The sequence below is a fragment of the Acidimicrobiia bacterium genome (assembly GCA_035948415.1).
Lineage (GTDB): Bacteria > Actinomycetota > Acidimicrobiia > IMCC26256 > PALSA-555 > PALSA-555.
This window is the reverse complement of record DASZJD010000029.1, coordinates 20,390-43,311: the sequence shown is the minus strand read 5'-3', so window position 1 is coordinate 43,311 and position 22,922 is coordinate 20,390. Positions and strand designations below refer to the sequence as shown.

The 22,922-nt window shown below is 72.6% G+C and carries 18 protein-coding genes; 12 read left to right on the top strand and 6 right to left on the bottom strand.

What is annotated here, in order from left to right:
* Position 1: 1 nt before the first annotated feature.
* Positions 2 to 1,021, bottom strand: coding sequence for a TIGR03617 family F420-dependent LLM class oxidoreductase (locus VG869_04135; protein ID HEV3450374.1), 1,020 nt, complete (start codon positions 1,019 to 1,021; stop codon positions 2 to 4).
* A 31-nt stretch (positions 1,022 to 1,052) separates the two neighbouring features.
* Between VG869_04135 and VG869_04130 the strand changes: the two genes are divergently transcribed.
* Positions 1,053 to 2,228, top strand: a complete 1,176-nt coding sequence (locus VG869_04130) for a transporter (GenBank protein ID HEV3450373.1) — start codon at positions 1,053 to 1,055, stop codon at positions 2,226 to 2,228.
* Between the two features lie 32 nt (positions 2,229 to 2,260).
* On the top strand, positions 2,261 to 2,641 hold the full coding sequence (locus VG869_04125) for an OB-fold domain-containing protein (protein ID HEV3450372.1): 381 nt from the start codon (positions 2,261 to 2,263) through the stop codon (positions 2,639 to 2,641).
* 3 nt (positions 2,642 to 2,644) lie between these two features.
* Here the strand turns inward: VG869_04125 and VG869_04120 are convergent, their stop codons facing one another.
* Positions 2,645 to 3,451, bottom strand: coding sequence for a hypothetical protein (locus VG869_04120; protein HEV3450371.1), 807 nt, complete (start codon positions 3,449 to 3,451; stop codon positions 2,645 to 2,647).
* Complete coding sequence (locus tag VG869_04115; protein HEV3450370.1) at positions 3,438 to 4,955, bottom strand: AMP-binding protein; 1,518 nt, start codon at positions 4,953 to 4,955, stop codon at positions 3,438 to 3,440. The genes VG869_04120 and VG869_04115 overlap by 14 nt, the downstream gene beginning before the upstream one ends.
* 566 nt (positions 4,956 to 5,521) lie before the next feature.
* Here VG869_04115 and VG869_04110 point away from each other — a divergent pair.
* The 4 genes from VG869_04110 (at position 5,522) to VG869_04095 (ending at position 10,749) form a co-directional block, all read left to right on the top strand.
* Positions 5,522 to 7,504 carry a spermidine synthase gene (locus tag VG869_04110; protein HEV3450369.1) on the top strand — a complete coding sequence of 661 codons (1,983 nt, stop codon included), beginning with the start codon at positions 5,522 to 5,524 and terminating at the stop codon, positions 7,502 to 7,504.
* A gap of 196 nt (positions 7,505 to 7,700) precedes the next feature.
* Positions 7,701 to 8,453 carry an SDR family oxidoreductase gene (locus VG869_04105; GenBank protein ID HEV3450368.1) on the top strand — a complete coding sequence of 251 codons (753 nt, stop codon included), beginning with the start codon at positions 7,701 to 7,703 and terminating at the stop codon, positions 8,451 to 8,453.
* Positions 8,454 to 8,477: 24 nt separating this feature from the next.
* The gene (locus tag VG869_04100; GenBank protein HEV3450367.1) at positions 8,478 to 10,019 is read left to right on the top strand and encodes an AMP-binding protein; all 1,542 of its coding nucleotides are present in this window, start codon (positions 8,478 to 8,480) and stop codon (positions 10,017 to 10,019) included.
* Between the two features lie 85 nt (positions 10,020 to 10,104).
* Positions 10,105 to 10,749 (top strand): class I SAM-dependent methyltransferase, encoded by a 645-nt coding sequence (locus tag VG869_04095; protein ID HEV3450366.1) that lies wholly within the window; start codon positions 10,105 to 10,107, stop codon positions 10,747 to 10,749.
* A 19-nt stretch (positions 10,750 to 10,768) separates the two neighbouring features.
* On the opposite strand, the gene VG869_04090 is transcribed toward VG869_04095, so the two are convergent.
* The 3 genes from VG869_04090 to VG869_04080 are packed head-to-tail and all read right to left on the bottom strand — an operon-like array spanning position 10,769 to position 15,113.
* A complete protein-coding gene (locus VG869_04090; GenBank protein ID HEV3450365.1) occupies positions 10,769 to 12,895 on the bottom strand; it encodes an alpha-L-rhamnosidase C-terminal domain-containing protein in 2,127 nt (708 codons plus the stop codon).
* 1 nt (position 12,896) lies between these two features.
* Entirely contained in the window at positions 12,897 to 14,270 is a 1,374-nt protein-coding gene (locus tag VG869_04085; GenBank protein ID HEV3450364.1) for a glutamine synthetase family protein, read from the bottom strand.
* A 54-nt stretch (positions 14,271 to 14,324) separates the two neighbouring features.
* A complete protein-coding gene (locus VG869_04080; protein HEV3450363.1) occupies positions 14,325 to 15,113 on the bottom strand; it encodes a glucose 1-dehydrogenase in 789 nt (262 codons plus the stop codon).
* A gap of 86 nt (positions 15,114 to 15,199) precedes the next feature.
* Between VG869_04080 and VG869_04075 the strand changes: the two genes are divergently transcribed.
* The 6 genes from VG869_04075 to VG869_04050 all read left to right on the top strand — a co-directional run bounded on the left by VG869_04075 (position 15,200) and on the right by VG869_04050 (position 22,921).
* Complete coding sequence (locus tag VG869_04075; GenBank protein HEV3450362.1) at positions 15,200 to 16,108, top strand: TIGR03619 family F420-dependent LLM class oxidoreductase; 909 nt, start codon at positions 15,200 to 15,202, stop codon at positions 16,106 to 16,108.
* Between the two features lie 23 nt (positions 16,109 to 16,131).
* Complete coding sequence (locus tag VG869_04070) at positions 16,132 to 17,589, top strand: alpha/beta hydrolase (protein HEV3450361.1); 1,458 nt, start codon at positions 16,132 to 16,134, stop codon at positions 17,587 to 17,589.
* 1,044 nt (positions 17,590 to 18,633) lie between these two features.
* Positions 18,634 to 19,083, top strand: coding sequence for a hypothetical protein (locus VG869_04065; protein ID HEV3450360.1), 450 nt, complete (start codon positions 18,634 to 18,636; stop codon positions 19,081 to 19,083).
* Between the two features lie 238 nt (positions 19,084 to 19,321).
* Positions 19,322 to 20,458: an acyl-CoA dehydrogenase family protein gene (locus VG869_04060; GenBank protein ID HEV3450359.1), complete on the top strand. Its 1,137-nt coding sequence runs from the start codon at positions 19,322 to 19,324 to the stop codon at positions 20,456 to 20,458.
* Between the two features lie 37 nt (positions 20,459 to 20,495).
* Entirely contained in the window at positions 20,496 to 21,410 is a 915-nt protein-coding gene (locus VG869_04055) for an acyl-CoA dehydrogenase family protein (protein HEV3450358.1), read from the top strand.
* Positions 21,407 to 22,921, top strand: a complete 1,515-nt coding sequence (locus tag VG869_04050; GenBank protein ID HEV3450357.1) for a carboxyl transferase domain-containing protein — start codon at positions 21,407 to 21,409, stop codon at positions 22,919 to 22,921. The genes VG869_04055 and VG869_04050 overlap by 4 nt, the downstream gene beginning before the upstream one ends.
* Position 22,922: the final 1 nt, after the last annotated feature.

Below are 22,922 nucleotides of genomic sequence, written 5' to 3'. Positions count from 1 at the left end.
GTCATCCTCGCTCCGCGCCGGCGAAGCCCGCCACCACCGCGGCGAGCGTGTCCCGCGACGCGCGGTAGGGCATCGAGAGCCCGACCCGGTCCACGACGCCGCGGTACCGAGCCTCGACGAGCGCGCCGATCTCGGCCGGGGGGCCGCAGACGGCCAGCGTCGTGAGCACCTCGTCGTCGACGAGCCCGGCCAGCTCGTCCCAGCGCCCCGCCTTCGTGAGCCGATTGAGCTCGGTCTGGAGCTCGCCCCAGCCGTGCGGCTCGAGCGCCACCCGGTAGGCGGGGGTCGAGCCGTAGAAGGCGAGGAGCCGCCGGACGCCGTCGGTCGCGGCCTCCCGCTCGGCGTCGGTCGCGCCCGTGCACACGATCGGGACGGCCGAGATCGTGAACGTGTCGCGTTCGCGGTGGGCGACGGTCAGGCCGGCAGCCACCGCCGGCGCCACGTGGTCGCGCACGAGCTCCCCGGTGTGGAACGGGTGGACGAGCAGGCCGTCACCGACCTCGGCCGCGGCCCGGGTCATGCGCGGGCCGAGCCCCGCGACCCAGATCGGCGGGGCGCCGTACGGGTTCGGTCCCGGGTCGAAGAACGGGGTCGTCAAGGTGTGCGTGTAGACCTCGCCGCGGAAGTCGAGTGGTGTCCGCTCGTTCCACGACCGATGGATCGCCTTCACGGCCAGCACCAGCTCGCGCATGCGCCCGACCGGCGCTTCCCAGGGCATGGAGAAGCGGTGCTCGATGTGGGGACGGATCTGCGAGCCGAGGCCCAGCACGAACCGACCCCGCGACACCCGCTGCAGGTCGTTCGCGAGCTGGGCGAGGTCCATCGGGCTGCGGGCGAACCCGACGGCGATGTTCGTGAAGACCGTCGCCCGGGTCGTGTGCTCGGCCGCCAGCAGGAGCGGCAGGAACGGCTCGTGCGGCCCCTCGGCGCTGTACAGGCCGTCGAAGCCCATCCGCTCGAGGTCGGCGGCGACCCGCGGCACGTCGCCGAGGTCGGCGCGCAGGTAGTGGTCGAGCAGCATCGCGGCGACCGCACGGTAGCCTGCCCGGCTCGTGGCGCTTCGTGATCAGGCGGCGATCGTCGGCGTCGCCGAGACGGACTACGTGCGAGGCTCGGACCGGCTGCCGTTCGAGCTCATGCTCGACGCCTCGCTGGCCGCGATCGACGACGCCGGGCTCGAGCGTGCCGACATCGACGGCATCCTCCCGCCGGCCGGCTTCACCACCGCCGAGGAGCTCGCCGCCAACCTCGGCATCGAGAACCTGCGGCTCGCCACGACCGTGATGATGGGCGGCGCGAGCCCGGTGGCGGCGCTCCAGCACGCGGTCGGGGCCGTCACCCGCGGCATCGCCACCGCGGTGCTCGTCACCGTGGGCTGGAACGGGTTCTCCATCTTCCGGCCCAGACCCGGCGGTCGACGCCCCCGGCACACGTGGCTGGCGACCTCGGTCGCCGACACCGCGGTCGACTACTACCGGCCGTACGGCGCGATGTCGCCGGTGCAGCTCTACGCCTGGATCGCGATGCGCTACAAGCAGCAGTTCGGCGTGCCCGACGAGGCCGCCGGAACGGTGGCGCTGACCTGTCGCCGGCACGCCCAGCTCAACGAGCGGGCGCTCATGCGGGGACGCGAGCTCACGATGGACGAGTACCTCGGGTCGCGGCTCATCTCGGAGCCCTTCCGGCTCTTCGATTGCTGCCTCGAGACCGACGCCGCGGCCGCCTACGTGGTCACGAGCCTCGAACGGGCCCGGGACCTCGTCCACCCGCCGGCGGTTGTGCTCGCCGCGGCCGAGGGGCACCCGTACCCGGCCGACGACATCCCGAACCGGGCCGACCCGCTCCGCATCGGGCTCTCGTACGCGGCGCCCGAGGCCTTCGCCGCGGCCGGGGTACGGCCCCGCGACGCCGACTTCCTCGAGGTCTACGACTGCTTCACGTACATCGTGCTCCTGGAGCTCGAGGCGCTCGGGCTCTGCGGCCCGGGTGAGGCCGCCGACTTCGTGCGCGGCGGGACGATCGAGCTCGGCGGCCGCTATCCGCTCAACACCCACGGCGGCCTGCTCTCGCAGGGCCACGTGTGGGGGCTGAACCACGTGGTCGAGGCGACGCGCCAGCTGCGGTGGGAGGCGGGTCCAGCCCAGGTGACCGACGCCGAGCTCGGCGTCGTCACCGGCTGGGGCGACTTCGGGGACGGGAGCCTCGCCGTGCTCGCCCGCGACCGGTGAGCCCCGACCCGGCGCCCCCGAGGCCGCGACCGGTGCTCGACGGCACCACCGGCGAGTTCTACGCCCACTGCGCCCGCGGCGAGCTGCGCTTCCAGCGGTGCTCGACGTGCGGGGCCTGGCGGCACCCACCCCGCGTCCTCTGCGCCGTCTGCGGCTCGCCGCGCTGGAGCTGGGAGCGCTCGAGCGGCCGGGGTCGGGTCTTCTCGTGGACGGTCGTGCACCAGGCGATGCACCCCGCTTTCGCGGCCCTAGTCCCCTACGCGGTGGTCGTGGTGGAGACCGACGAGGGCGTCCGGATCGTCTCGAACCTCAGCGGGGTCGGCCCGGAGGCGGTTCGACTCGCCCTGCCGGTGACGGTGGCGTTCGAGCGCGTCGACGACGCGCTCACGCTCCCGGCGTTCCGCCCCGCCTGAGGGTCACCACAGCTGGTCGGTGTAGGCGTCGGTCCCGGGCACGGTGGCGAGGAACGGCGACGCGAACAGGATCCGACCGGCTCCGTCCGCCATCAGGTCCGGGCCGATCGACGCGTACTGCTCGTCCCAGACCGCCAGCGGGTCCTCGAGCGTGAAGTGGAGGTGCAAGAACCGGTTGCCGGTGGGCTGGTCGGGCACGTCGGCCGGCCGGTCGCCCCGGAGCGGCAGGGGGGTGCCGACGAGCATCACGTCCGACGGGCAGCCGCAGTCGCGCATCCACTCGGTCACGGCCCCGACGCCGGAGAGGCTGGCCTCGCCGATCATGGCCACGATCCCCGGGTAGCCGCGGTCGAGCGCCAGCTCGACCGGCGTCGTGCTCCCCGGCGCGTTCAGCTCGTCGGCGTACTCGTAGAGCGCGGTGTGGATGTGATCCCGGTCGAGGAACATCCGCTCGTTGGCGTGCAGCCAGTTCACCTGCTCGACCCCCCACTCGTTCCACTCGTCGTGGTGGCCGTCGAGCACCCAGTAGACCGCGAGGTACGAGCCCACCATCAGGTCGGGTGTGATCGGCGAATCGGAGGGGTAGCGCCTCGCCTTGCAGTCCCGCGTGGCGACGTACCGGGCCCCCGCGAACTGCCACTTGCCGACCATGCACCCGGCGTAGAAGTGATCGCGCTCGTACCAGCGGTTGTACGCCACCTCGTGGCCGCGGTGAGGCTCCACCATCGTGAACAGCAGCGAGCCGACCCGGATCGGACGATCGCTGCGGGGGACGTCCGGACGTTGGTATCGACGCTCAGAGGCGTTCATGCAGGGCTCCTTGCTCCGCGGCTCGGGCGGACAGCGCACGCTTGTCGATCTTCAGCATCGAGGTCGCCGGCAGGTCCTCGACCAGCACCACGCGGTCTGGGGCCTTGTAGTCGGCGATCCGCGCCCGGCACCAGGCTCGGAGGGCGTCGCGCGTCAGCGCGCCCGGGTCGGCGCCCGGCGCGGGCACGACGAACGCCACGCCGACCTCGCCGAGCCCGGCATCCGGGGCCCCGACGACCGCGGCGCGCCCGACCGCGGGGTGGTCGGTGAGCACCGACTCGACCTCGGCCGGGTACACGTTGTACCCGCCGCGGATGTACATGTCCTTCAGGCGGCCGACCAGCCGCAGGTTGCCGTCCTCGCCGAGGAACCCGAGGTCCCCGGTGTGGAGCCAACCGTCCTCATCGATCACGGTGGCCGTCAGCTCTGGGTCCCGCCAGTACCCGCGCATCATGGCGGGGGAGCGGGACAGCACCTCACCGACCTCGCCGCAGGGCTGTGCCGCCCCGGTCTCAGGGACGACGACCCGCAGCTCGACCTCAGGTGTGGGACGGCCGACTGTCGTCGCGATCACCTCGTCGGGATCGGTGGCGAGCGTCGACGTCGTCACCCCCGCCTCGGTGCTTGTGTAGCGGGTGATCACCGGGCATTGGAGCACGGCGCGCATGCGACGAACAAGGTCCGCTGGTATCGACGCGCCACCGATGCCCGCGACCCGAAGCGTCGAGCAGTCGACGTCGGCGAGGTCGGGATGGTCGAGCACCCGCGACCACTGGGTCGGCACCCCGGTGGCCATCGTGATCCGCTCCTCGCGCAAGAGGTGCACGGTCTCGGCCGCCGACCACGGCTCACCGGTCAGCACGATGGTGGTCGCGTTCGCGAGCTCGTCCCACATCCGCGTCATGTACCCGACGTGCGCGAAGGGCAGGACGACGAGACGACGATCACCGGGAGCGGTGAGCTCCCCGACGTTGCGCGAGATCGCGGCCTGGGCCTCGTGGTCGTACACCGCGCCCTTCGGTGCGCCGGTCGTGCCGCTCGTCCACACGATGCAGGTCGGGTCCGTCGACGTCAGGTGCGGCCATCGAGGGGGAGGGTCGGCGTCGAACGCAGGCTTGAGGTCAGCTACCCGGATCACGCGACCGGCGTCGATGCCGTCGGGCAGACGGGCCTCGTCGCCGACCACGGTGACGCGGGGCTCAGTGCGAGCGAGGATGCTGGCCTGCTCCACAGGTCCGAACCGCAGGTTCACGGCCGATGTGATCGCCCCGACGCGGGCGGCACCCAGGTAGCAGGCCGCGAACTTGATCGACGAAGGGACGAGGAGCACCACCACGTCGCCTGGTGTCACGCCTGAGTCGAGCAGCGTGGCGGCGAAGCCGTCGGCGACGCGGTCGAGCCACTGGTAGGTGACGCGCTTGGCGCCGTGGACATACGCCTCGCGCTGGGGGTGGGCGGTCGCTGCGTCCCGGAGCAGCTCGCCCACCAGGTCCGCGTTCGTCACGGCGGGACTGTACGCCGCTGCGGGTGTCGGAACGGACGGCGGTCGGCACCGTCCAATCTCGGGACTGCCGGCAGGGCCGTCCGGCGAGGCTGTCGGACCCTCTGCTGACAACCCGAGCGTCGCTCACCACCGAGCACTGACCAAGGGTCCATTCGGCCGTCGACGCCGCCAAAGGGGCACGCATTCGCCAACGTTCGTGTTCCTTTCGGCTCCGGGCGATTGGACGCCGTCGCGTGGGGTACCGCCAACCCTCGATGGGACGTGTCGCGGCGTCTGATCCCACGACGACGGTGCGACGGAGCGACGGTCGAGGCCTCGTTGAGCGGCGACAAGCCTCGCTGCGCCGGACTGCGAAACGCTGGTCCGCGGCACGGCGCTAACTGAGCGCTCTGGTCGCGCAGCCGCGCGCAGTGCCAACCGGCTACCCGCATTCGGCGGTGGCTCGCATCGTATAGTCCCTCCGGCCTATGACAACTCGTAGCCGCGAAGCCGCAGCGCAGGGTTCGGAGATGCGCGCCGGTGTCAGTCCGCGTCCGACGCGCCGGGACCGCGTACGGCTCATGTCGTTGTCGTTCTTGGTCCTCTTCCTTGAGCTCGCGCTCATCAAGTGGACCGGGGACAACGTTTTCCACTTGTCCTTCTTTTCAAACTTTGTACTACTCGGCAGCTTCCTCGGAATTGGCATTGGGTTCCTTCGTGCTCACCGGCCTCGGAGCCTTTTCAAATTCGCGCCGGTTGCACTTGCGGTCCTCGTGGCCTTCATTCGCTTCTTCCCCGTGAAGATCGAGGGTTCCGGTGGCAATCTGATCTTCTTCTCCAACTTCGCCCGTGAGACCGGGCCGCCCCGCGAGCTGACGCTCACGGTCATCTTCGTCGCGGTGGCCGTGGTGATGGCGCTCGTCGCCGAGGGATTGGCGCGAGCCTTTGCGAAGTTTGAGCCCCTCGAGGCCTATCGCCTCGACCTCGTGGGCAGCGTCGCTGGCATTCTTGCCTTCTCGGCACTCGCGTTCCTGCGCGCGCCGTCACTCGCATGGGGTGCCGTCGCGGTCGTGCTCCTGCTTGGTCTCGATGTCGCGCAGTCACGCGGCGCAGCGGTGCGACTGCTCCAGCTCGCAGCCCTCGTCTCGATCATCGTCTTGCTCGCGACGGAGACCTTCACGGCTGGGCTGAGCTGGTCGCCGTACTACAAGATCGAGCGGCACGGCGGCGTGATCTATGTCAACGGCGTGTTCCACCAGACCAACGTGCCGTCGAGCACCAACCCGACCTACAGCGCCCTCTATGACCACCTTCCGACGTCAGGTCCTGGTCGGGTGCTTGTGATCGGTGCGGGCGGCGGAAACGACGTAGCCGTCGCGCTCGCGAGAGGGGCGACGGAGGTAGACGCCGTCGAGATAGATCCGCGGCTCCAAGAGATCGGTGCAGAGTCCCACCCGGACCACCCGTATCAAGACCCGAGGGTCCGGGTTCACATCAACGATGGTCGTGCCTTCCTCGAGCAGACCAGTCGTCGCTGGGATCTCATCCTCTTCGCGCTTCCCGACTCGCTGGTCCTTGTGCCTGGGCAGTCAACGGTGCGGCTCGAGAGCTATCTGTTCACGAAGCAGGCCATCGAGGCCGCGAAGGCACATCTCTCGCCTCACGGCTTCTTCTCGATGTACAACTACTACCGCGAAGACTGGCTCGTCGACCGCCTTGGTCGGACCCTCGATGAGGTATTTCGGTCGCGTCCGTGCATCGATAGAACCGCCGTGCACAAATTCGCGCTCTTTGTCGCTGCCCAATCTTCGAGCGACCTCAGTTGCACGCTACCGCAGCACCCCTTGTTCCTCAGCACAACGTCGCTGTGGCATTCCCATACCGGTCGAGCGCCCGCGCCGGCCACGGATGACCACCCGTTTCCATACCTTCGAACACCCAGCCTTCCCTCGCTCTACGTAGTGACCATCGCGCTCGTTCTGGCCGCCTCGCTGCTGTTCGTCAGGGTCTTCGGGGGATCGCTGAGAGGGATGAGGAGCTACACCGACCTGTTCTTCATGGGTGTCGCCTTCCTCCTTCTCGAGACGAAGAACGTGGTCCAGTTCGCGTTGCTCTTCGGTACGACCTGGTTCGTGAACGCCTTGGTGTTCCTTGGCATCCTCCTCACCGTGCTCCTCGCCGTGGAGATATCGCGCCTGGTTGCGTTCCGGAAGCCAGCGTGGTTGTACCTGGCGCTGCTCGGTTCGATCGCCGTGGCTTGGGCGGTGCCGCAGAGCTCGGTCCTCGGGCTGCCGCTCGTCGCTCGCTTCCTCGCCGCGACAGCACTGGCGTTCGCGCCGATCTTTATCGCGAACCTCGTGTTTACTCAGCGATTCAGAGACGTAGGCTCGTCGACGACCGCGTTCGGGGCGAACCTCCTGGGAGCGATGGTTGGCGGGCTGTTGGAGTACAGCGCGTTACTCGTCGGCTACCGCGCCCTCCTGATCGTCGTCGCGGGAGCCTACGGCGCGGCATTCTTCTTCGGCCGTTCGCATTTCCCGGGTGCTGGTGCCATCGCCTCGCGGGCTTGAGATCGCTCCGTAGCGGAGACCTCGGTGTCGTCAGTGAGTCTGCTCAGGGCCCGCGAGTCGGTCCGGGTGCTTCCTCGCGAGTCCAGTTTGCCGGTGACAAACGGTCCTGAGACTGGCACGGGACCGACGGGGCAGGCCTCGATGACCGGCCGCCGCGTTAGCGTCGCGCCCGAGGCACGAGCGAGGGGAGTCCCGAATGGCCCGCTTCACCGACCGAGTCACCATCATCACGGGCGCAGGGTCGGGGCTCGGACGGGCCACGGCCCGTCGGCTGGCCTCCGAGCAGGCGCTGGTCGCCGCGTTGGACCTCGACGAAGGTGCAGCGAAGGAGACGGCGACGCAGATCGAGACCGACGGCCACACGGCGCGCGCGTACCGGTGCGACGTGAGCGACTGGGCCTCGGTGGAGCCAGCGGTGGCCAGGGTCGCGAACGACCTGGGCCGGCCCCAGCTCCTCGTGAACTGCGCCGGGATCGGCAAGTTCGTGCGCACCGAGCAGGAGACGGCGGAGGGCTGGTCGCGCATCATCGGCGTGAACCTCACGGGCACGTTCCTGATGTGCCGAGCTGTGCTGCCGCATCTGCTCGGCGGGGGCGGGGTGATCGTGAACGTGGCCTCGAACGCGGGACTGATGGGGCAGCCGTACTCGGCCGCGTACTGCGCGTCCAAGGGCGGCGTCGTGAACCTCACCCGGGCCCTCGGCGTCGAGTACCGGGCCCGGGGCGTGCGGGTCAACGCCATCGCGCCCGGTGGCATGAACACGCCGATGATCGAGACCTTCGGGTTCCCCGAGGGGGCGACCGCCGAGGACTTCGCCGCCATCACGTCGCCGCTGGGCTACGCCGAGCCCGAGGAGCAGGCCGGCCTCATCGCTTTCATCGCCTCCGACGAGGGCCGCTACATGGTGGGCCAGATCGTGTCCATGGACGGCGGCATCACCTGCGGCTGACGACCACGGCGGAGAGTGACGCCGATGGCTGACCACCACGGCCTCTGGGAGCTGGTCGAGGCCCGCGCCGCCACGACGCCGACGGTCACGCTGGCCGTCGACGAGGACGGTCGACGGCTCACCGCCGAGGAGCTCCGCGCCGCCGCGTTGCGCGCCGCCGCCGGGCTCCACGCGCTCGGCGTCGAGGCCGACACCCCCGTGTCGTGGATGCTCCCGAACTGGCTCGAGGCCGCGGTCCTCGTCGCCGCCCTGGCCCGCCTGGGCGCGGTGCAGAACCCGATGCTGCCCATCCTCGGCCCACGCGAGATGGGCTTCATCACCGGCCAGACCGGGGCCGAGCTCCTCGTGGTCCCGTCCACCTGGCGAGGACGCGCGTACGCCGACGAGGCGCAGGAGCTCGGCGGCGGCGCGAGCCCGACGGTCCTCGTCGCCGATCGTCGGCTGCCCGACGGCGACCCTGCGACCTTGCCGCCGCTACCGCCGCCGGCGACCGCCGACGCGGCGCCGGTCCGGTGGGTCTTCTACACGTCCGGCACGACCGCCGACCCGAAGGGCGCGCGGCACACCGACCACACCGTGAAGGCCGCGGCGGTCGGCATGCTCGAGGCGCTCGAGGTCGCGCCGGCCGACCGGACCGCGCTCGTCTTCCCGCTCACGCACATCGGTGGCATCGTCCAGCTCTTCACCGTGCTCATCACGGCGTCGAGGCTGATCTTCGTCGAGGCGTTCGCCCCCGATACCACGATCCCGCGGCTCCGCGACCACGGCGTCACCCTCGCCGGTGCCGGGACGACCTTCCACCTCGCCTACCTCGCCGCCCAGCGCCAGCAGCCCGGGACCCCGATCTTCCCCGCGGTGCGGGCCTTCCCCGGCGGCGCGGCGCCGAAGCCGCCGCAGCTGCACTACGACCTCAAGCACGAGTGCGGTGGCGTGGGCATCGTGTCGGGCTGGGGCCTGACCGAGGCGCCCATCCTCACCATGAACACCGTGCGCGGCACCGACGAGCAGCTCGCCGAGACCGAGGGGCCGCCGACCCCGGGGGTCGAGCTCCGGACCGTCGGCCTCGACGGCAAGCCGGTCCCCGGCGGCGAGGAGGGCGAGCTGCGCGCCAGGGGCCCGCAGATCTGCCGCGGCTACCTCGACCGCTCACTCGAAGCCGACGCCTTCGACGACGACGGCTGGTTCCGCACCGGGGACCTGGGAGTCATCCGAGCCGACGGCCACGTCGTGATCACGGGCCGGCTCAAGGACGTGATCCTCCGCAAGGGCGAGACCATCTCGGCCAAAGAGGTCGAGGACCTCCTCTTCACCCACCCGCGCATCGCCGACGTCGCGGTCGTCGGTCTCCCGGACCCGGCGCTGGGCGAGCGGGCGTGCGCCGTCGTCGTCCCCGCCGAGGGTGCCGCGGCGCCGACGCTCCCCGAGCTCTTCGAGTTCCTGAAGGGCGTGGGCCTCACCACCCAGAAGATCCCCGAGCAGCTCGAGGTCGTCGACGAGCTGCCCCGCAACCCCACCGGGAAGGTGCTGAAGCACGAGCTCCGAACCGCGCTCGTCGCTCGACGCTGAGCGTCGCCGGCGCGGTCGGCGCCGGCCGAGAATGCCGCCGCGAGGACTGGGCGGCTGGGAGACTGCGGCCCTGGACGCTGACGCGGTGCGCGCCGTGTACGGGCGGGTCGCCGAGCCCTACGCGGCGGCGTTCTTCGACGAGCTCGATCGCAAGCCGCTCGACCGACGCCTGCTCGACGACCTCGCGCGGCGCTGCCGCCGCGGCGGGACGGTCCTCGACGTGGGCTGCGGCCCGGGCCACGCGGCTCGGTACCTCCGGGAGCGGGGCGTCGCCGTCCAGGGCCTCGACCTGTCACCGGAGATGGCCGCTCTGGCGATGGAGCGAACCCCAGGTCTCCGGGTGCACGTCGGGGACCTCTCCGCCCTCGCCCTGCCGACGCACCGCGTGGCGGCGGTCGTCGCGTTCTACTCGCTCATCCACCTGTCCCGACCGGCGGTGCCCGCCGCGCTGCACGAGCTGCGGCGGGTGCTCGAGCCCCGCGGCTCGCTCCTCCTGGCCGTGCACGCCGGCGTCGGGACGGTCCACGCCGACGACTGGTTCGGCCAGGGCGTCTCGGTGGAGGCGACGCTGTTCGGCGCCGACGAGCTGGTGGCGCTGCTCCGCGGCAGCGGATTCTCGGTCGAGGCGGTGACGCTGCGCCGCCCGTACCCCTTCGAGCACCCGACCCGACGGCTCTACGCCCGTGCGACCGCAACCGAGGACGCGGACCGGCGAGTGGGCGGGGCGTGACTTCGCCCCCGGCCGCACATCACCCCACGTGCGAGTCCACGACGTGGGAGCCGGGCGCGACGCCGGTGAGCACGACCGCGGTCGGCGTCGCCTGCGCCCCGGTCGCACCGGTTCGGGGATGGAAGCCGCGCCGGTCCCAGACCGGCCGGCCGTCCAGGGTGATCGTCGACCCCGAGCCGGACACCGGGACCGCGATCGACGCCGCCGTCCGCTCGGGGACGGACACCTGGAGCCGGAAGGCGGAAGCGCCGCGCTGGGCCCACCGCACGACGACGGAGCCCCGCGGGGTCGGGACCGAGCCCTCGGCCCAGCCGAGCGAGCCCGGTTGCGGCGCCACCTCGAACGTCGCGTAGCCGGGGGCGGTGGGGGACACCCCGAGGACGTACCGGGTGAGCGCGGACGTCGCCGCGGTGGACCAGCCGTGGGCCATGCTCGTGGCCGGGGCCGGCGGCGTCCCGGCGACGCTCATGCGCTCCCAGTCCGTGCCCCCGGGGTCGCCGTCGACCATCCGGCCCCACTCGCGCTCGAGGAGGTCGATGCCGGCGGCGGTCCGGCCGGCCTGGAACTCGGCGTCGAGCTGGTACCCGCCGATGTAGGGCGAGATCACGGGCACGTACCCGGGCGGGCCGGGCGATCCGACGTCGACGGGTCCGTACGGGCTCGCGAGCGCCGCGTCGAGGGCGGCCAGGATCGTGCGCGCGGCGTCGGGGGACGCGATGCCGCTCAAGATGGCGAGGACGTTGGCGTCCTGGACCACGCCGGTCTGGCCGACGGCGGGGTCGTAGAGCCCGGTGACGGGGTCGAGGAGCTGGCGGTTCACGGCCGCGGCCACGGCGGTGGCCTGCTGCCGGTAGGCCGCCGCGTCCGACCGGTCCCGGAGGGCGTCGGCCAGGGCGGCGGCGTCGCGCAGCGTGAGCACGTACACGGCGTTCACGTACGTCAGCTCGCCCGGGTGGACCTCGACGTTCCAGTCCCAGCCGTCGGCGCTGCTGGTGGCGAAGAGGCTGCGGGCGTCGACCTGGCTCGCGTCCCAGGCCATCTGGCGGGTCACGGCCGGCCACAGGTGCCGGACGAACCCGACGTCGCCGGTCGCCAGCAGGTATCCGGCGAGGTCGACGACGTCGAGCATCGAGTAGGTCGCCGAGTAGAAGTAGCACTGGGCGGCGTTCGTGAACGGCGAGCACACCCCGGGCAACGGGCCGGTGCCGCGCCCGTCGGGTGCGGCCGGCGCCAGGAGAACCGCGGCGCGACTCGGGTGGGCGAACAGCAGGGCCAACGAGCGCTTGACCGCGGTCGGATCCAGCGCGTCGAGCACGGTCCGGTCGGTGAGGTCGAGGTCGCCGGCCCAGACGGCCCGATCGCGCTTCGCCCCGTCGAGGAGCAGCGGTCGGTCGTTGACCGCTGAGGCTTGGTTGCCGCGCGTCCCAGCCGGCTCGTCGACGAGCCCGGCCGTGACGACGCCGGCGTACCAGATGCGGTTCAGCCGGTCGGAGCTCGAGAGGAACCAGCCGCGCATGGAGCCCGCGGTGACCGGCGTGCTGCCGTCCTGAAGGCCGACCGAGCGCAGCGACACCCGCCCGGGCGTGAGGAGCGTCACGAGCTCGTAGCGCTCACCGCCCTGCAGGTAGGCGCCGATGAGCGTGCCCCGGGACGCGACCTCGTAGTCGTCGAAGCGGTGCGGGTCGCCCGAATCGAAGTCGCTCGTGGTCTGCGGGCCGTCCCCATTGATCGACAGCCCGGCGAGGGTCTCGCTGTACGCGATGCGCAGTCGCGGCGTGCCGGACGCCCCGGCCACGTCCACGCGCGGTCGACCCCCGACATCGCGGCCGAAGTCGAGGACGACCCGCGGCGGCGCACCGCCGGGCGTGAGGGTCAGGACGGCCGCGCCGTGTCCGCCGGCGAGCGCGGCCGCGTCGGCGACCACGCCCGACACTGTCACGACCCGCACCGGCTCGATCCGGCCCGGAGCGGCGGCGGGCAGGTACGACTGCCAGCGGGGGCGGGCGGGCCACATCGGTGGCGACGGCTGGACCGCCCGCCCAGCCGACCCGAGGACCAGGGCCGCCACCGCGGCCACCGCGACGAGGCCGGCTCGAGGCCGCGTCGTCGGACGGGACGGCCGGCCGGCCGACCGGCGTCCGCTCACCTCACAGCTGCTCGAAGCAGCGACGACGCTCCCAGTCGGTCACGACCGCGCCGAAGCTCGCCCACTCCTGCTGCGCGGTGTTCACGAGGTGCTGATGGACCTCCGCTCCGAAGGCGTCGGCGGCGAGCGTGCTCTGCTCGAGCGCGGCGATCGCGTCGACGACCGTCGACGGGACCCGCGCCACGTCGCCGGCCTCGTACGCGTTGCCGTCGAAGCGGGCCCCGGGGTCCTCCTCGTGGGCGAGGCCGTGGAGCCCCGCCGCGATCGTGGCCGCGAAGGCGAGATACGGGTTGCAGTCGGCGCCAGGGACGCGCGACTCGACCCGGAGGCTGGTCGGGCCGTCGCCGACCACGCGGAAGCCGCAGGTGCGGTTGTCGAGTCCCCAGACCAGCGCGGTGGGCGCCCAAGACGCCGGCTGGTACCGCTTGTAGGAGTTGACCGTCGGCGCGAAGAGCCACGTCAGCTCGCCGGTGTGGAGCACGAGGCCGCCGAGCCAGTTCCGGAACACCGGCGACCAGTGATCGACCTCGGACTCGCCCCAGAACTGCGGCTGCCCGCCGGTGCGGTCCCACAGGCTCGAGTGAATGTGGCAGGAGGACCCGGATTGGTCGATCGCGTACTTCGCCATGAAGGTGATCGCGCGGCCGGCGAGGCCCGCGATCTCCTTCGCCCCGTTCTTGTAGATCACGTGGCGGTCAGCCATCTCGAGCGCGTCCGCGTACTGCAGGTTGATCTCGTGCTGGCCCGGGCCGGCCTCGCCCTTCGAGAACTCGACCGGCACGCCGGCGGCCTCCATGCCGTTGCGGATGACGCGGATGACGTACTCGTCTCGGGTCGTCTGCAGGACGTGGTAGTCCTGCACGTACGGCGCGTGGTAGGTGAGATCGGCGTAGCCCTTCGCACGCGCCTCCTCGTACGAGTCGCGGAAGAGGTAGAACTCGAGCTCGGAGCCGCACATCACGGTGAAGCCGAGGGCGGCGGCGCGCTCGACCTGGCGTCGCAGGATCTGCCGGGGCGAGACCTCGACCGGCTGTCCGCTGGCGCCGAAGACGTCGCAGAGGACGAGGGCGGTCTTGTCGAGCCACGGGATCCGTCGCAGCGTGGCCAGGTCGGGTCGGCACTCGAGGTCTCCGTACCCCTGCTCCCAGCTGGCGAAGCGATAGCCCGGCAGCGGCGCCATGTCGACGTCGACGGCCAGCAGGTAGTTGCAGGCCTCGACGCCACCGGCGAGCACGGAGTCCGAGAAGAAGCGGCCGGTGACGCGCTTGCCGACCAGCCGCCCCTGCAGGTCCGTGAAGGCGACGACGACGGTGTCGATCTCGTCGGCGGCGATCTGGCGCTCCAGGGCGGCGGCGTCGAGGCGCCCGCGGTCCATGGCTGCTCCTCCCGACGTCATCCTCTCACCCCGACGCGCCAGGGCCGACGAGCCTCACTCGGGCGTCACGAACGCGGCGCTGATGCCCCCGTCGACGACGAGGGTCGCGCCGGTCATGAACGACGAGTCGTCGGACGCCAGGAACAGCGCGGCGCGAGCCACCTCGTCGGGCCGACCGGGGCGGCCCATCGGGATGTGCACGAGCCGGCGGCGTGCCCACTCCGGATCGCCGAGCAGCTCGGCGAGCAGCGGCGTCTCGATCGGACCGGGGCACAGGGCGTTGACCCGGATGCCCTGTCGCGCGTACTCGACCGCGAGCTCTCGGGTGAGCGACAGCACCCCACCCTTGCTCGCGGTGTACGCGATCTGCGGCGTCGCCGACCCCATCAGCGCGACCAGTGACGAGACGTTCACGATCGATCCGCCGCCCGAGGCCAAGAGCGCGGGCACGCCGTACCGGCAGCCCAGCCACACGCCCTTGAGGTTCACTGCCATCACGCGGTCCCACGTGCCCTCGGGCGTGTCGGTGACGCCGGCGTCCTCGGGCGGAAGGATCCCGGCGTTGTTGTAGAGGACGTGCAGAGCGCCGTAGGTCGTCGTCGCGGTGTCGACCATCGCCTCGACCATCGCCGCGTCGGAGACGTCGACGGGCGCGAACGTGGCGTGGCCGCCCGCGGCCACCACCGCCTCGACCGTCGCCCGCCCCGCCGCCTCGACGGCGTCGGCGACCACGACGCGAGCCCCCTCGGACGCGAAGAGCAGGGCGGCGGCTCGGCCCATGCCGTTGCCGGCCCCGGTGATGATCGCGATCTTGCCCGCGAGCCGGCCGGATCCGTTCGCCATCCCCGTATGCTGCCCGCGGTGGGACATCTCGGCCATCCGTCGACGGTGGGCGCATCGGAGCGGCCGAACGCCGGCGTGCCGGCGGGATGAGCTCGCGGCCCCGCGTCTCGGTCACGATCTCGGGGCTGGCGCGACTGTTCGGCGGCGACCTCCCGGCGGTCCTCGACGCGGCGCGCGCCGCCGACGAAGCCGGCGTCCACCAGCTCGTGCTGCCCGACCACCTGGCCATCGGGCCGCGCACCGACCGGTATCCGTTCGGCACCTTCCCGTACCCGCCCGACGAGCCCTGGCTCGAGCCGCTGACGACCCTGGCCGCGATCGGGGGCGCGACGACACGGGTCCGGCTGGCGACCGGCGTGCTGATCGCGCCGCTGCGCCCGGCGCTCGTCCTCGCCAAGACCGCCGCCACGCTGGACGTGCTGTCGGGCGGGCGCCTCGACCTCGGCGTCGGCGTGGGCTGGCAGCCCGAGGAGTTCACCGACCCCGGTCAGCCCTTCCGAGGCCGCACCGCGCGCCTCGAGGACACCGTCCGCGCCTGCCAAGCCCTCTGGAACGAGGCGCCGCCGGTGTCGTTCTCGTCGCCGACGGTCAGCTTCCGCGACCTCTGGTGCGAGCCCCGGCCGGACCAGAGGGGCGGCATCCCGGTGTGGTTCGGCGGCGGGAACACCGACCGCACCGCTCGGCGCATCGCCGCGCTCGGGCAGGGCTGGCTCCCGGTCGGCGTGCGCCCGATGGAGGACCTGCAGGACGGGATCGAGCGGATCCGCGCCGCCTACCGGGACGCCGGACGCGACCCCGAGACGCTCGGCGTGCGGGCCGGCGTCCCGGTCCTCACCGACGAGCGCGGGCAGCCCGACCTCGACCGGACGTTCGCGTCGGTCGACGAGCTCGCGGCGCTCGGCGTCACGCTGATCTCGGTCGCGCTCGGACGGTTCTTGCGCGACCGCGCCGATGTCGCGCCCTTCCTGCGCGACGTGGGCGCGGCGTTCTCCTGAACCTCGGCGCGTACGCTGACCCGATGGCCTGGCGACGCGCCGCGACGCTCGTCGCGAGCGTCGCGGCGCTGGCCCTCCCGGCCACCACGGCCGGTGCCGCGCCGCCCCGGGCCAACGGGCTCCACTGGACGTCGTGCAGCCACGGGTTCGAGTGCTCCCGACTGCGCGTGCCGCTCGACGACACCGTCGCCGCGGGGCCCACGATCAGCCTGGCCCTCGCCCGACTGCCGGCGTCGGACCGTCAGCACCGGATCGGGTCGCTCGTCGTCAACCCGGGCGGGCCCGGGGCCTCCGGGGTCCAGTACCTCGAGGCGAGCGCCAAGATGCTGCCCGCCGCCATTCGATCCCGGTTCGACATCGTCAGCTTCGACCCCCGAGGTGTCGGCGGCAGCGCCCCCGTGCAATGCCAGTCGAATCTCGATCCGATCTACCGGCTCGACTTCGCGCCGCCGGACGACACCGCTCGGCAGGCCCTCGTGGCCGGCGTCGAGTCGTTCGTTGCCCAGTGCAAGGCCCGGGCCGCGTCGGAGCTCCCGTACCTCTCGACCCAGCGCGCCGCGCGCGACATGGATCGGCTCCGCGCCGCGCTCGGCGACCCCCGCCTCACCTACCTCGGCTACTCGTACGGCACCTTTCTCGGCTCGCTCTACGCCGACCAGTACCCGACCCGGGTGCGGGCGATGGTCCTCGACGGCTCCGTCGACCCCGCGCTCGGCGCGGCCGCACAGCAGATCGAGCAGGCGCAGGGGTTCGAGCACGACCTCGACCTCTTCCTCCAGTCGTGCTCGACCGACCCGTCGTGCACCTTCCACCGGAGCGGCGACAGCGCGTCGGCGTACGACGCGCTGCGGGCGCGGGTCGAGACCAGCCCGATCGCCGCCGACGGCGCCGGCCGCGGTCGCACGCTCCACGCGACCGAGTTCGACATCGCGGTGACCCAGTTCCTCTACGCGGGGCGGGCCGCCTTCCCGGACCTGGCCCAGGCGCTCGACAACGCCGACAAGGGCAACGGCACGCTGCTGCTCCAGTCGTCCGACCAGTACACGGGCCGGAACCCCGACGGCACCTACGACCAGAGCCTCGCCGCCTTCCTGGCCATCGGCTGCCTGGACGGGCCGGACGTCGGCGGCCTCACCGGCCTGCGTGCGATCGAGGACCAGGCCGCGCTCGTGGCCCCCCGCCTCGGGCGCTCGGTGGTGAACAACAGCCTCGCGTGCGCGGTCTGGCCGGTGCCGACCCAGAGCCCGCCTGTCCCGCACGCGGTGGGCTCACCTCCGATCGTCGTCATCGGGAACACCGACGACCCGGCGACCCCGCTGGCCTGGGCCGAGGGCCTCGCTCGCGAGCTCCAGTCCGGCGTGCTGGTGACGGTGCGCAGCGCCCAACACACCGCGTACGCATCCGGGAACTCGTGCGTCGACAACGCCGTCGACCGCTACCTGCTCCAGCGCGTGCCGCCGCCCGGCGGTATCCGCTGCTGAGTCGTCAGGCCAGCCCCCGCCGCCCGACGATCCGTCTCACGCCTTCAGGGTTGAGGACGCCTCGCGGCCACTCGGCCGCTTGAGGCGCTTCCTCGGGGGGGATTGGGTTCGGTCGATCCCGTCGCACACGTGGGGGTTCCCCGAGCGGTCCCTCCGTGAGCGAGCATGTCGGTGGCGCGGCGTCGCCGAACGTCGGACGGTTGGAAGTGTCTGCACGGAGCGTCTAGCGTGCGCGGCGCGGCGCAGTCGGATGCGGGGGGGCGGGGATGGTCGTCGAATCACGCGACCGGGCGTGGGCGGACCGCGTTCTTTGAACTGATGGCGGAGTCGTTCGCGCCGACGCACGTGGTTCCCGCGACCGGGTTGCCGGCGTGGAGCGCCCCCGACGGAGCCCAGGCCCCGGTCGCGACCTTGGACGCGGGGCTGGAGGTGCAGCGCCTGGAGCAGCGCGACGACGGCTGGGCCCACGTGGTGTGCTCGAACGGCTGGTCGGCCTGGGTCGACGGTCGGCGCCTGGGTGAGCATTCGACTCCCGCGGAGCCATCTCGAGCCGACGCGGCACTCGCGGCGCCGAGTGGGCCACCCCAGCCCGACGCTGCCGCAGCAGGGCCGGTGTGGGCGCCGACCCATCTGGTGCCGGCCGGGGGACTGCCGGCGTGGCGCGAGCCCGATCCGGCCGAGGCGCCGGTCGCGACCGTGGATGCCGATCTCGAGGTGCGGCTCCTCGAACCGCGTGACGATGGCTGGGCCCAGGTCGCGTGCTCGAACGGCTGGACGGCCTGGGTGGATGGTCGCCGCCTCGTCCCCCGGGACGCGCCCCGCTCGACGCCGCTCGGTGGGCCGGGCCCATCTCAGGCGCCGCCCCAGCGGCCACCCGAACCCGACGTTCCCCAACCCGATCCGGTCGCTCCGCCCGTCGGCCCGCCGCCAGGGGCGCCCCACCGCCCGCCCACTGCCGAAGCCCCGCCGGCACCGCCTCGAGGCCCCAGAGCCCGAGTGCCCCGCGCCTGGGTACTCGGGGGAGTCGCGGTCATCATCGTCGCGGTGGTCGCCGTCCTGGTTCTGAGCGGCGGTGGCGGTGGGGGCGGGTCCGGCAACCCGAAGCTCGCGCTTGCGCGGAAGGCCTGTGGCCTGATCAGCCCGAGCGACTTCCAAGCCGCGATCGGACCGCCGCGCGGAGCGCCGACTCCCTTCGACGTGACCAGCTCGTGCATCTTCGGCTACGGCGCAGGAAATCAGATCGTGAGCGTCGAGATCCTCAAGGAGGGGGCAAGCCCCGCGGACTTCCAGATGACAGAGGGGACCTTCAGGCGCGACGCGCCGACGGCCGACCTTCCTGGGCTCGGTGGGGGGGCCTTCTCTTCCACCTTCCGCAGCACGACCAGCGTCGTTGTCCTTGATACTCGGCGTCGAATCGTATTCAGCCTGTACTCCAGCGCGGCCACGCCTCAGCAGTTGATCGACCTGGCGCGGCGCACCGTGGCCGGGGCGTAGTTCGTCGCGGCGGGCCGTCGGGCGCTTCCGGCGGCGCCGGCGCCGCGTTGGCGCTCCGCCGCGTGAGCTTGGCCGCGCGTTGTCAACGGGTTCCGGCCGGTTCCGATCTTGCCCTCCGTTCCCGTGCTGCTCGGCCCGGCCTGATCCACCGCTGACCTGCGGTTTCGGGAGCGGCCCGGATGGTCCAGCGTGGGCGGCCCGCACGCGCTATCAGGAGCCGGCCTACGCTCCGCCGCCCATGGACCTTCGGCTCTCGGAGTCGGACGAAGCATTCCGCGCGCAGCTCCGCGACTGGCTGGCGGTCACCCTTCCCAAACTCCCGGCGCGGCCGGCGCGTGACGACTGGCCGGCGCGTGTCCGCTACGACACGGACTGGCAACGACGCCTGTTCGACGCCGGCTACGCCGGGATGAGCTGGCCGAAGGAGTACGGCGGGCGCGACGCCTCTCCAACCGAGCAGCTGCTGTTCCTCGAGGAGACCACCCGGGCCGAGGCCCCGTACGTCGGCGTGAACTTCGTCGGGACCCTGCACGCCGGTCCGACGCTGATCGCCGAGGGCACCGACGTCCAGAAGGCCCACCTGCCGCGCATCCTGCGCGGCGAGGAAGTCTGGTGCCAGTGCTTCTCGGAGCCGGGGGCCGGCTCAGACCTGGCCGGCCTGCGCACGCGGGCGGTGCGCGACGGCTCGGACTACGTCGTGACCGGCCAGAAGATCTGGTGCTCGTTCGGACAGGTCGGTGAGTTCGGCGAGCTCCTCGTGCGCACGGACCCGGATGCGCCGAAGCACCGCGGCATCTCGTGGCTCATCCTGCCGATGGAGCAGGCCGGCATCGAGGTCCGCCCGATCGAGACGCTGCTCGGGTCCTCCGAGTTCTGCGAGGTCTTTCTCGACGAGGTGCGGGTGCCGGTCGCGAATCGCGTGGGCGCCGAGAACGACGGCTGGCGGGTCACCAACGTCACGTTGTCGTTCGAGCGGGGCACCGCGTTCGTCAGCGAGATGGTCGACGCGCGCCGCCTGGCCGAGGAGCTCCGGCCGCTCGTCGCGGCACGCGGCGAGCGCCGCGAGCTCGGGCGGGTGCTGGCGGCGCTCGACGCCCTCTGGGCCCTCACCATGCGCAACGTGACCCAGGCCAGCCGCGGCACGATCGGATCGGGTGCGCTGATGTTCAAGCTCGCGTACTCGGAGGCCCGCGACCGGCTCGGCGAGCTCACGATGCGGGTGCTCGGGCGCGGCGCTTTCGACGTGCACGACTACCGCGTCGAGGAGCGGCTGCGCACGCTCTCCATCCCGATCGCCGCCGGCACCTCGCAGATCCAACGCAACATCATCGGTGAGCGGCTGCTCGGCCTCCCTCGGGAGCAGTCGTGGGAGTGACGGGCGGCGCCTCGGCGGCGACCGTCCGCATGCCGTCGTGAACTTCGACCTGTCCGAGGACCAGGTGGCGCTGCGCGACGGCATCCGCAGCCTCTGTGCCGGCCGCTTCGGCCGGGCGCGCGTCCGTGCCGGCTTCGACCGCGGCGTGTGGAGCGAGCTCGCCGAGACCGGCGTGTTCTCGGCCCGCGCCGACGGCTTCGGGTGGGCCGACGTGTCGATCATGTTCCAGGAGCTGGGCCGCGCCCTCGTGCCCGGGCCGCTGACCTGGTCGCATCTGGCCCACGGCGTCGTCGACGGCATCGTCGGGGGCGTCGACCGCCCGGCTCCCGATCAGCCGGTGTTCCTCGAGCACCGCGACGCGGTCGACATCGTCGTGATCCTCGACGACGACGGGCTCGAGGCCGTGGCGCGGGACTCGCTCGCCGACGCCGAGGCGCTCGACTGGCCGCTGGACCCGCTGACACCGGTCCACCGCGCCGCGACGCTCCCGACGGGGGAGCGGGTCGGTGACGCCGGCGCGGCCCGGGCGTGGCGCCTCGGCGGCGCCCTGCTCACCGCCGCGTACCAGGTCGGCATGGCCCAAGCCTGCGCCGACCAGGCCACCGCCTACAGCCTCGATCGCCGCCAGTTCGGACGGCCGGTCGGATCGTTCCAAGCCGTGAAGCACCTGCTCGCCGACATGGCGGTGCGGGCCGAGGTCGCCCGCGCCGGCGTCGACGCCGCGGCGTGCGTGCTCGACGACCCCGAGACCGGCGACGCGGCGCGGGCGGTGAGCGGGGCCAAGGTGCTCGCCGGGGACGCCGCGCTCGAGAACGCGAAGGGCTCGCTGCAGGTCCACGGCGGCATGGGCTTCACGTGGGAGCTCGACGTCCACCTCTACCTGAAGCGGGCGTGGCTGCTGAACACGAGCTTCGGAAGCCCCGCCGCGCACGCCGAGGCGCTGGCGTCATGAGCGACTGGCAGCCGCTGCTCGACGACCTCGAGGCCCGCCGCGCCGCGGCGCGGGCGATGGGGGGCGCCGAGCGCCTGGCCGCGCACCGTCGCGGCGGCCGGCTCGACGCTCGCGCCCGCCTCGACGCGCTCTTCGACCCCGGCACCTTCGTCGAGCTCGGCACCCTGGTCGGGTCGGTGCACCGAGGCGTGATCCCACCCGTCCCCGCCGACGGGCTGGTGGCTGGCCACGGCTTGATCGACGGGCGGCCCGTGGTCGCCGGCGCCGAGGACTTCACCGTCATGGGCGGGTCGATCGGCCACGGCACCGCGGCGAAGCGCCAGCGCCTGGCCGAGCTGGCCGGCCAGGAGCGGGTCCCCCTGGTGATGTGCCTCGAAGGCGCGGGGGCGCGGGCCCAGAACGCGTTCGAGCGACGCGGCCGGGCCCCGAACGACCTCCAGACCCTCGCCCGGCTGAGCGGGCTCGTGCCCACGGTGTGCCTCGTCATGGGCGCGTCGGCCGGTCACGGCGCGCTCACGGCGCCGCTCATGGACCTCGTGGTGATGGTCGAGGGGGCCGCCCTGTTCTCGGCCGGCCCGCCGCTCGTCCAGGCCGCCATCGGCGAGACGGTGACGAAGGAAGAGCTCGGCGGCACGGGGATCCACACCGCCACCAGCGGCGTCGCGCACAACGCCGCCGCCGACGACCGCGACGCGCTCGCGCTGGCCCGGCGCTACCTCCGCTACTTCCCGTCGAGCGCGTGGGAGCACCCGCCCGCGATGCCGAACGAGGACGCGGGTCCACGCGCCGTCGACGAGCTTGTCGGCCTGATCCCGGCCGACCCGCGCCGCGGGTACGACGTGCGGCCGGTGGTCGAGGTGCTCTGCGACCGCGGGTCGGTGCTGGAGATCCAGCCCGCGTACGGTCGCGCCGTCGTCACCGCGCTGGCCAGCCTCGGCGGCGTCGCCGTCGCCGTCGTCGCCAACCAGCCCGCGGTGAAGGCCGGCTCGATCGACGCCGACGCCGGCGACAAGGCCGCCCACTTCCTCGGCGTGGTGGGGGCGTTCCACCTTCCGGTCGTGTTCCTCGCCGACAACCCCGGCGTCCTCGCGGGCACGGCCGCCGAGCGGTCGGGGATCCTGCGGCACGCGGCCCGGATGTTCGCGGCGCAGGCGCGGGTGCGATCCCCGAAGCTGCACGTCACGCTGCGCAAGGCCTACGGGTTCGGCAGCTCGCTCATGGCCATGAACCCGTTCGACGACCAGACGGTGAGCCTCGCGCTCCCGGGCGCCCGCCTCGGGGCCATGCCCGCCGCCGCCGGCGCCGAGGCGGCCGGGGTCGACGGGGACACCAAGGCGCTGCTCGAGCACGCCGAGGTCGGCGGCGCCTACTCGTCAGCGGACACCATGAGCTACGACGAGGTCGTCGCGCCCGCCGAGCTGCGCGAGGCGCTGCTGGCGGCGCTGCGGCTCACCGCCCCCCGGCGCCGGCTGCCGGTCGAGCCCGACCGGCATCCCGGCGCGCTGCCCTGAA

Excerpts from the sequence above, each read along its gene's own strand:
- VG869_04135 (HEV3450374.1), bottom strand. The coding sequence starts at position 1,021 with ATGCTGCTCGACCACTACCTGCGCGCCGACCTCGGCGACGTGCCGCGG.
- VG869_04120 (HEV3450371.1), bottom strand. The coding sequence starts at position 3,451 with ATGAACGCCTCTGAGCGTCGATACCAACGTCCGGACGTCCCCCGCAGC.
- VG869_04105 (HEV3450368.1), top strand. The coding sequence starts at position 7,701 with ATGGCCCGCTTCACCGACCGAGTCACCATCATCACGGGCGCAGGGTCG.
- VG869_04100 (HEV3450367.1), top strand. The coding sequence starts at position 8,478 with ATGGCTGACCACCACGGCCTCTGGGAGCTGGTCGAGGCCCGCGCCGCC.
- VG869_04085 (HEV3450364.1), bottom strand. The coding sequence starts at position 14,270 with ATGGACCGCGGGCGCCTCGACGCCGCCGCCCTGGAGCGCCAGATCGCC.
- VG869_04080 (HEV3450363.1), bottom strand. The coding sequence starts at position 15,113 with ATGGCGAACGGATCCGGCCGGCTCGCGGGCAAGATCGCGATCATCACC.
- VG869_04075 (HEV3450362.1), top strand. The coding sequence starts at position 15,200 with ATGAGCTCGCGGCCCCGCGTCTCGGTCACGATCTCGGGGCTGGCGCGA.
- VG869_04070 (HEV3450361.1), top strand. The coding sequence starts at position 16,132 with ATGGCCTGGCGACGCGCCGCGACGCTCGTCGCGAGCGTCGCGGCGCTG.
- VG869_04060 (HEV3450359.1), top strand. The coding sequence starts at position 19,322 with ATGGACCTTCGGCTCTCGGAGTCGGACGAAGCATTCCGCGCGCAGCTC.
- VG869_04050 (HEV3450357.1), top strand. The coding sequence starts at position 21,407 with ATGAGCGACTGGCAGCCGCTGCTCGACGACCTCGAGGCCCGCCGCGCC.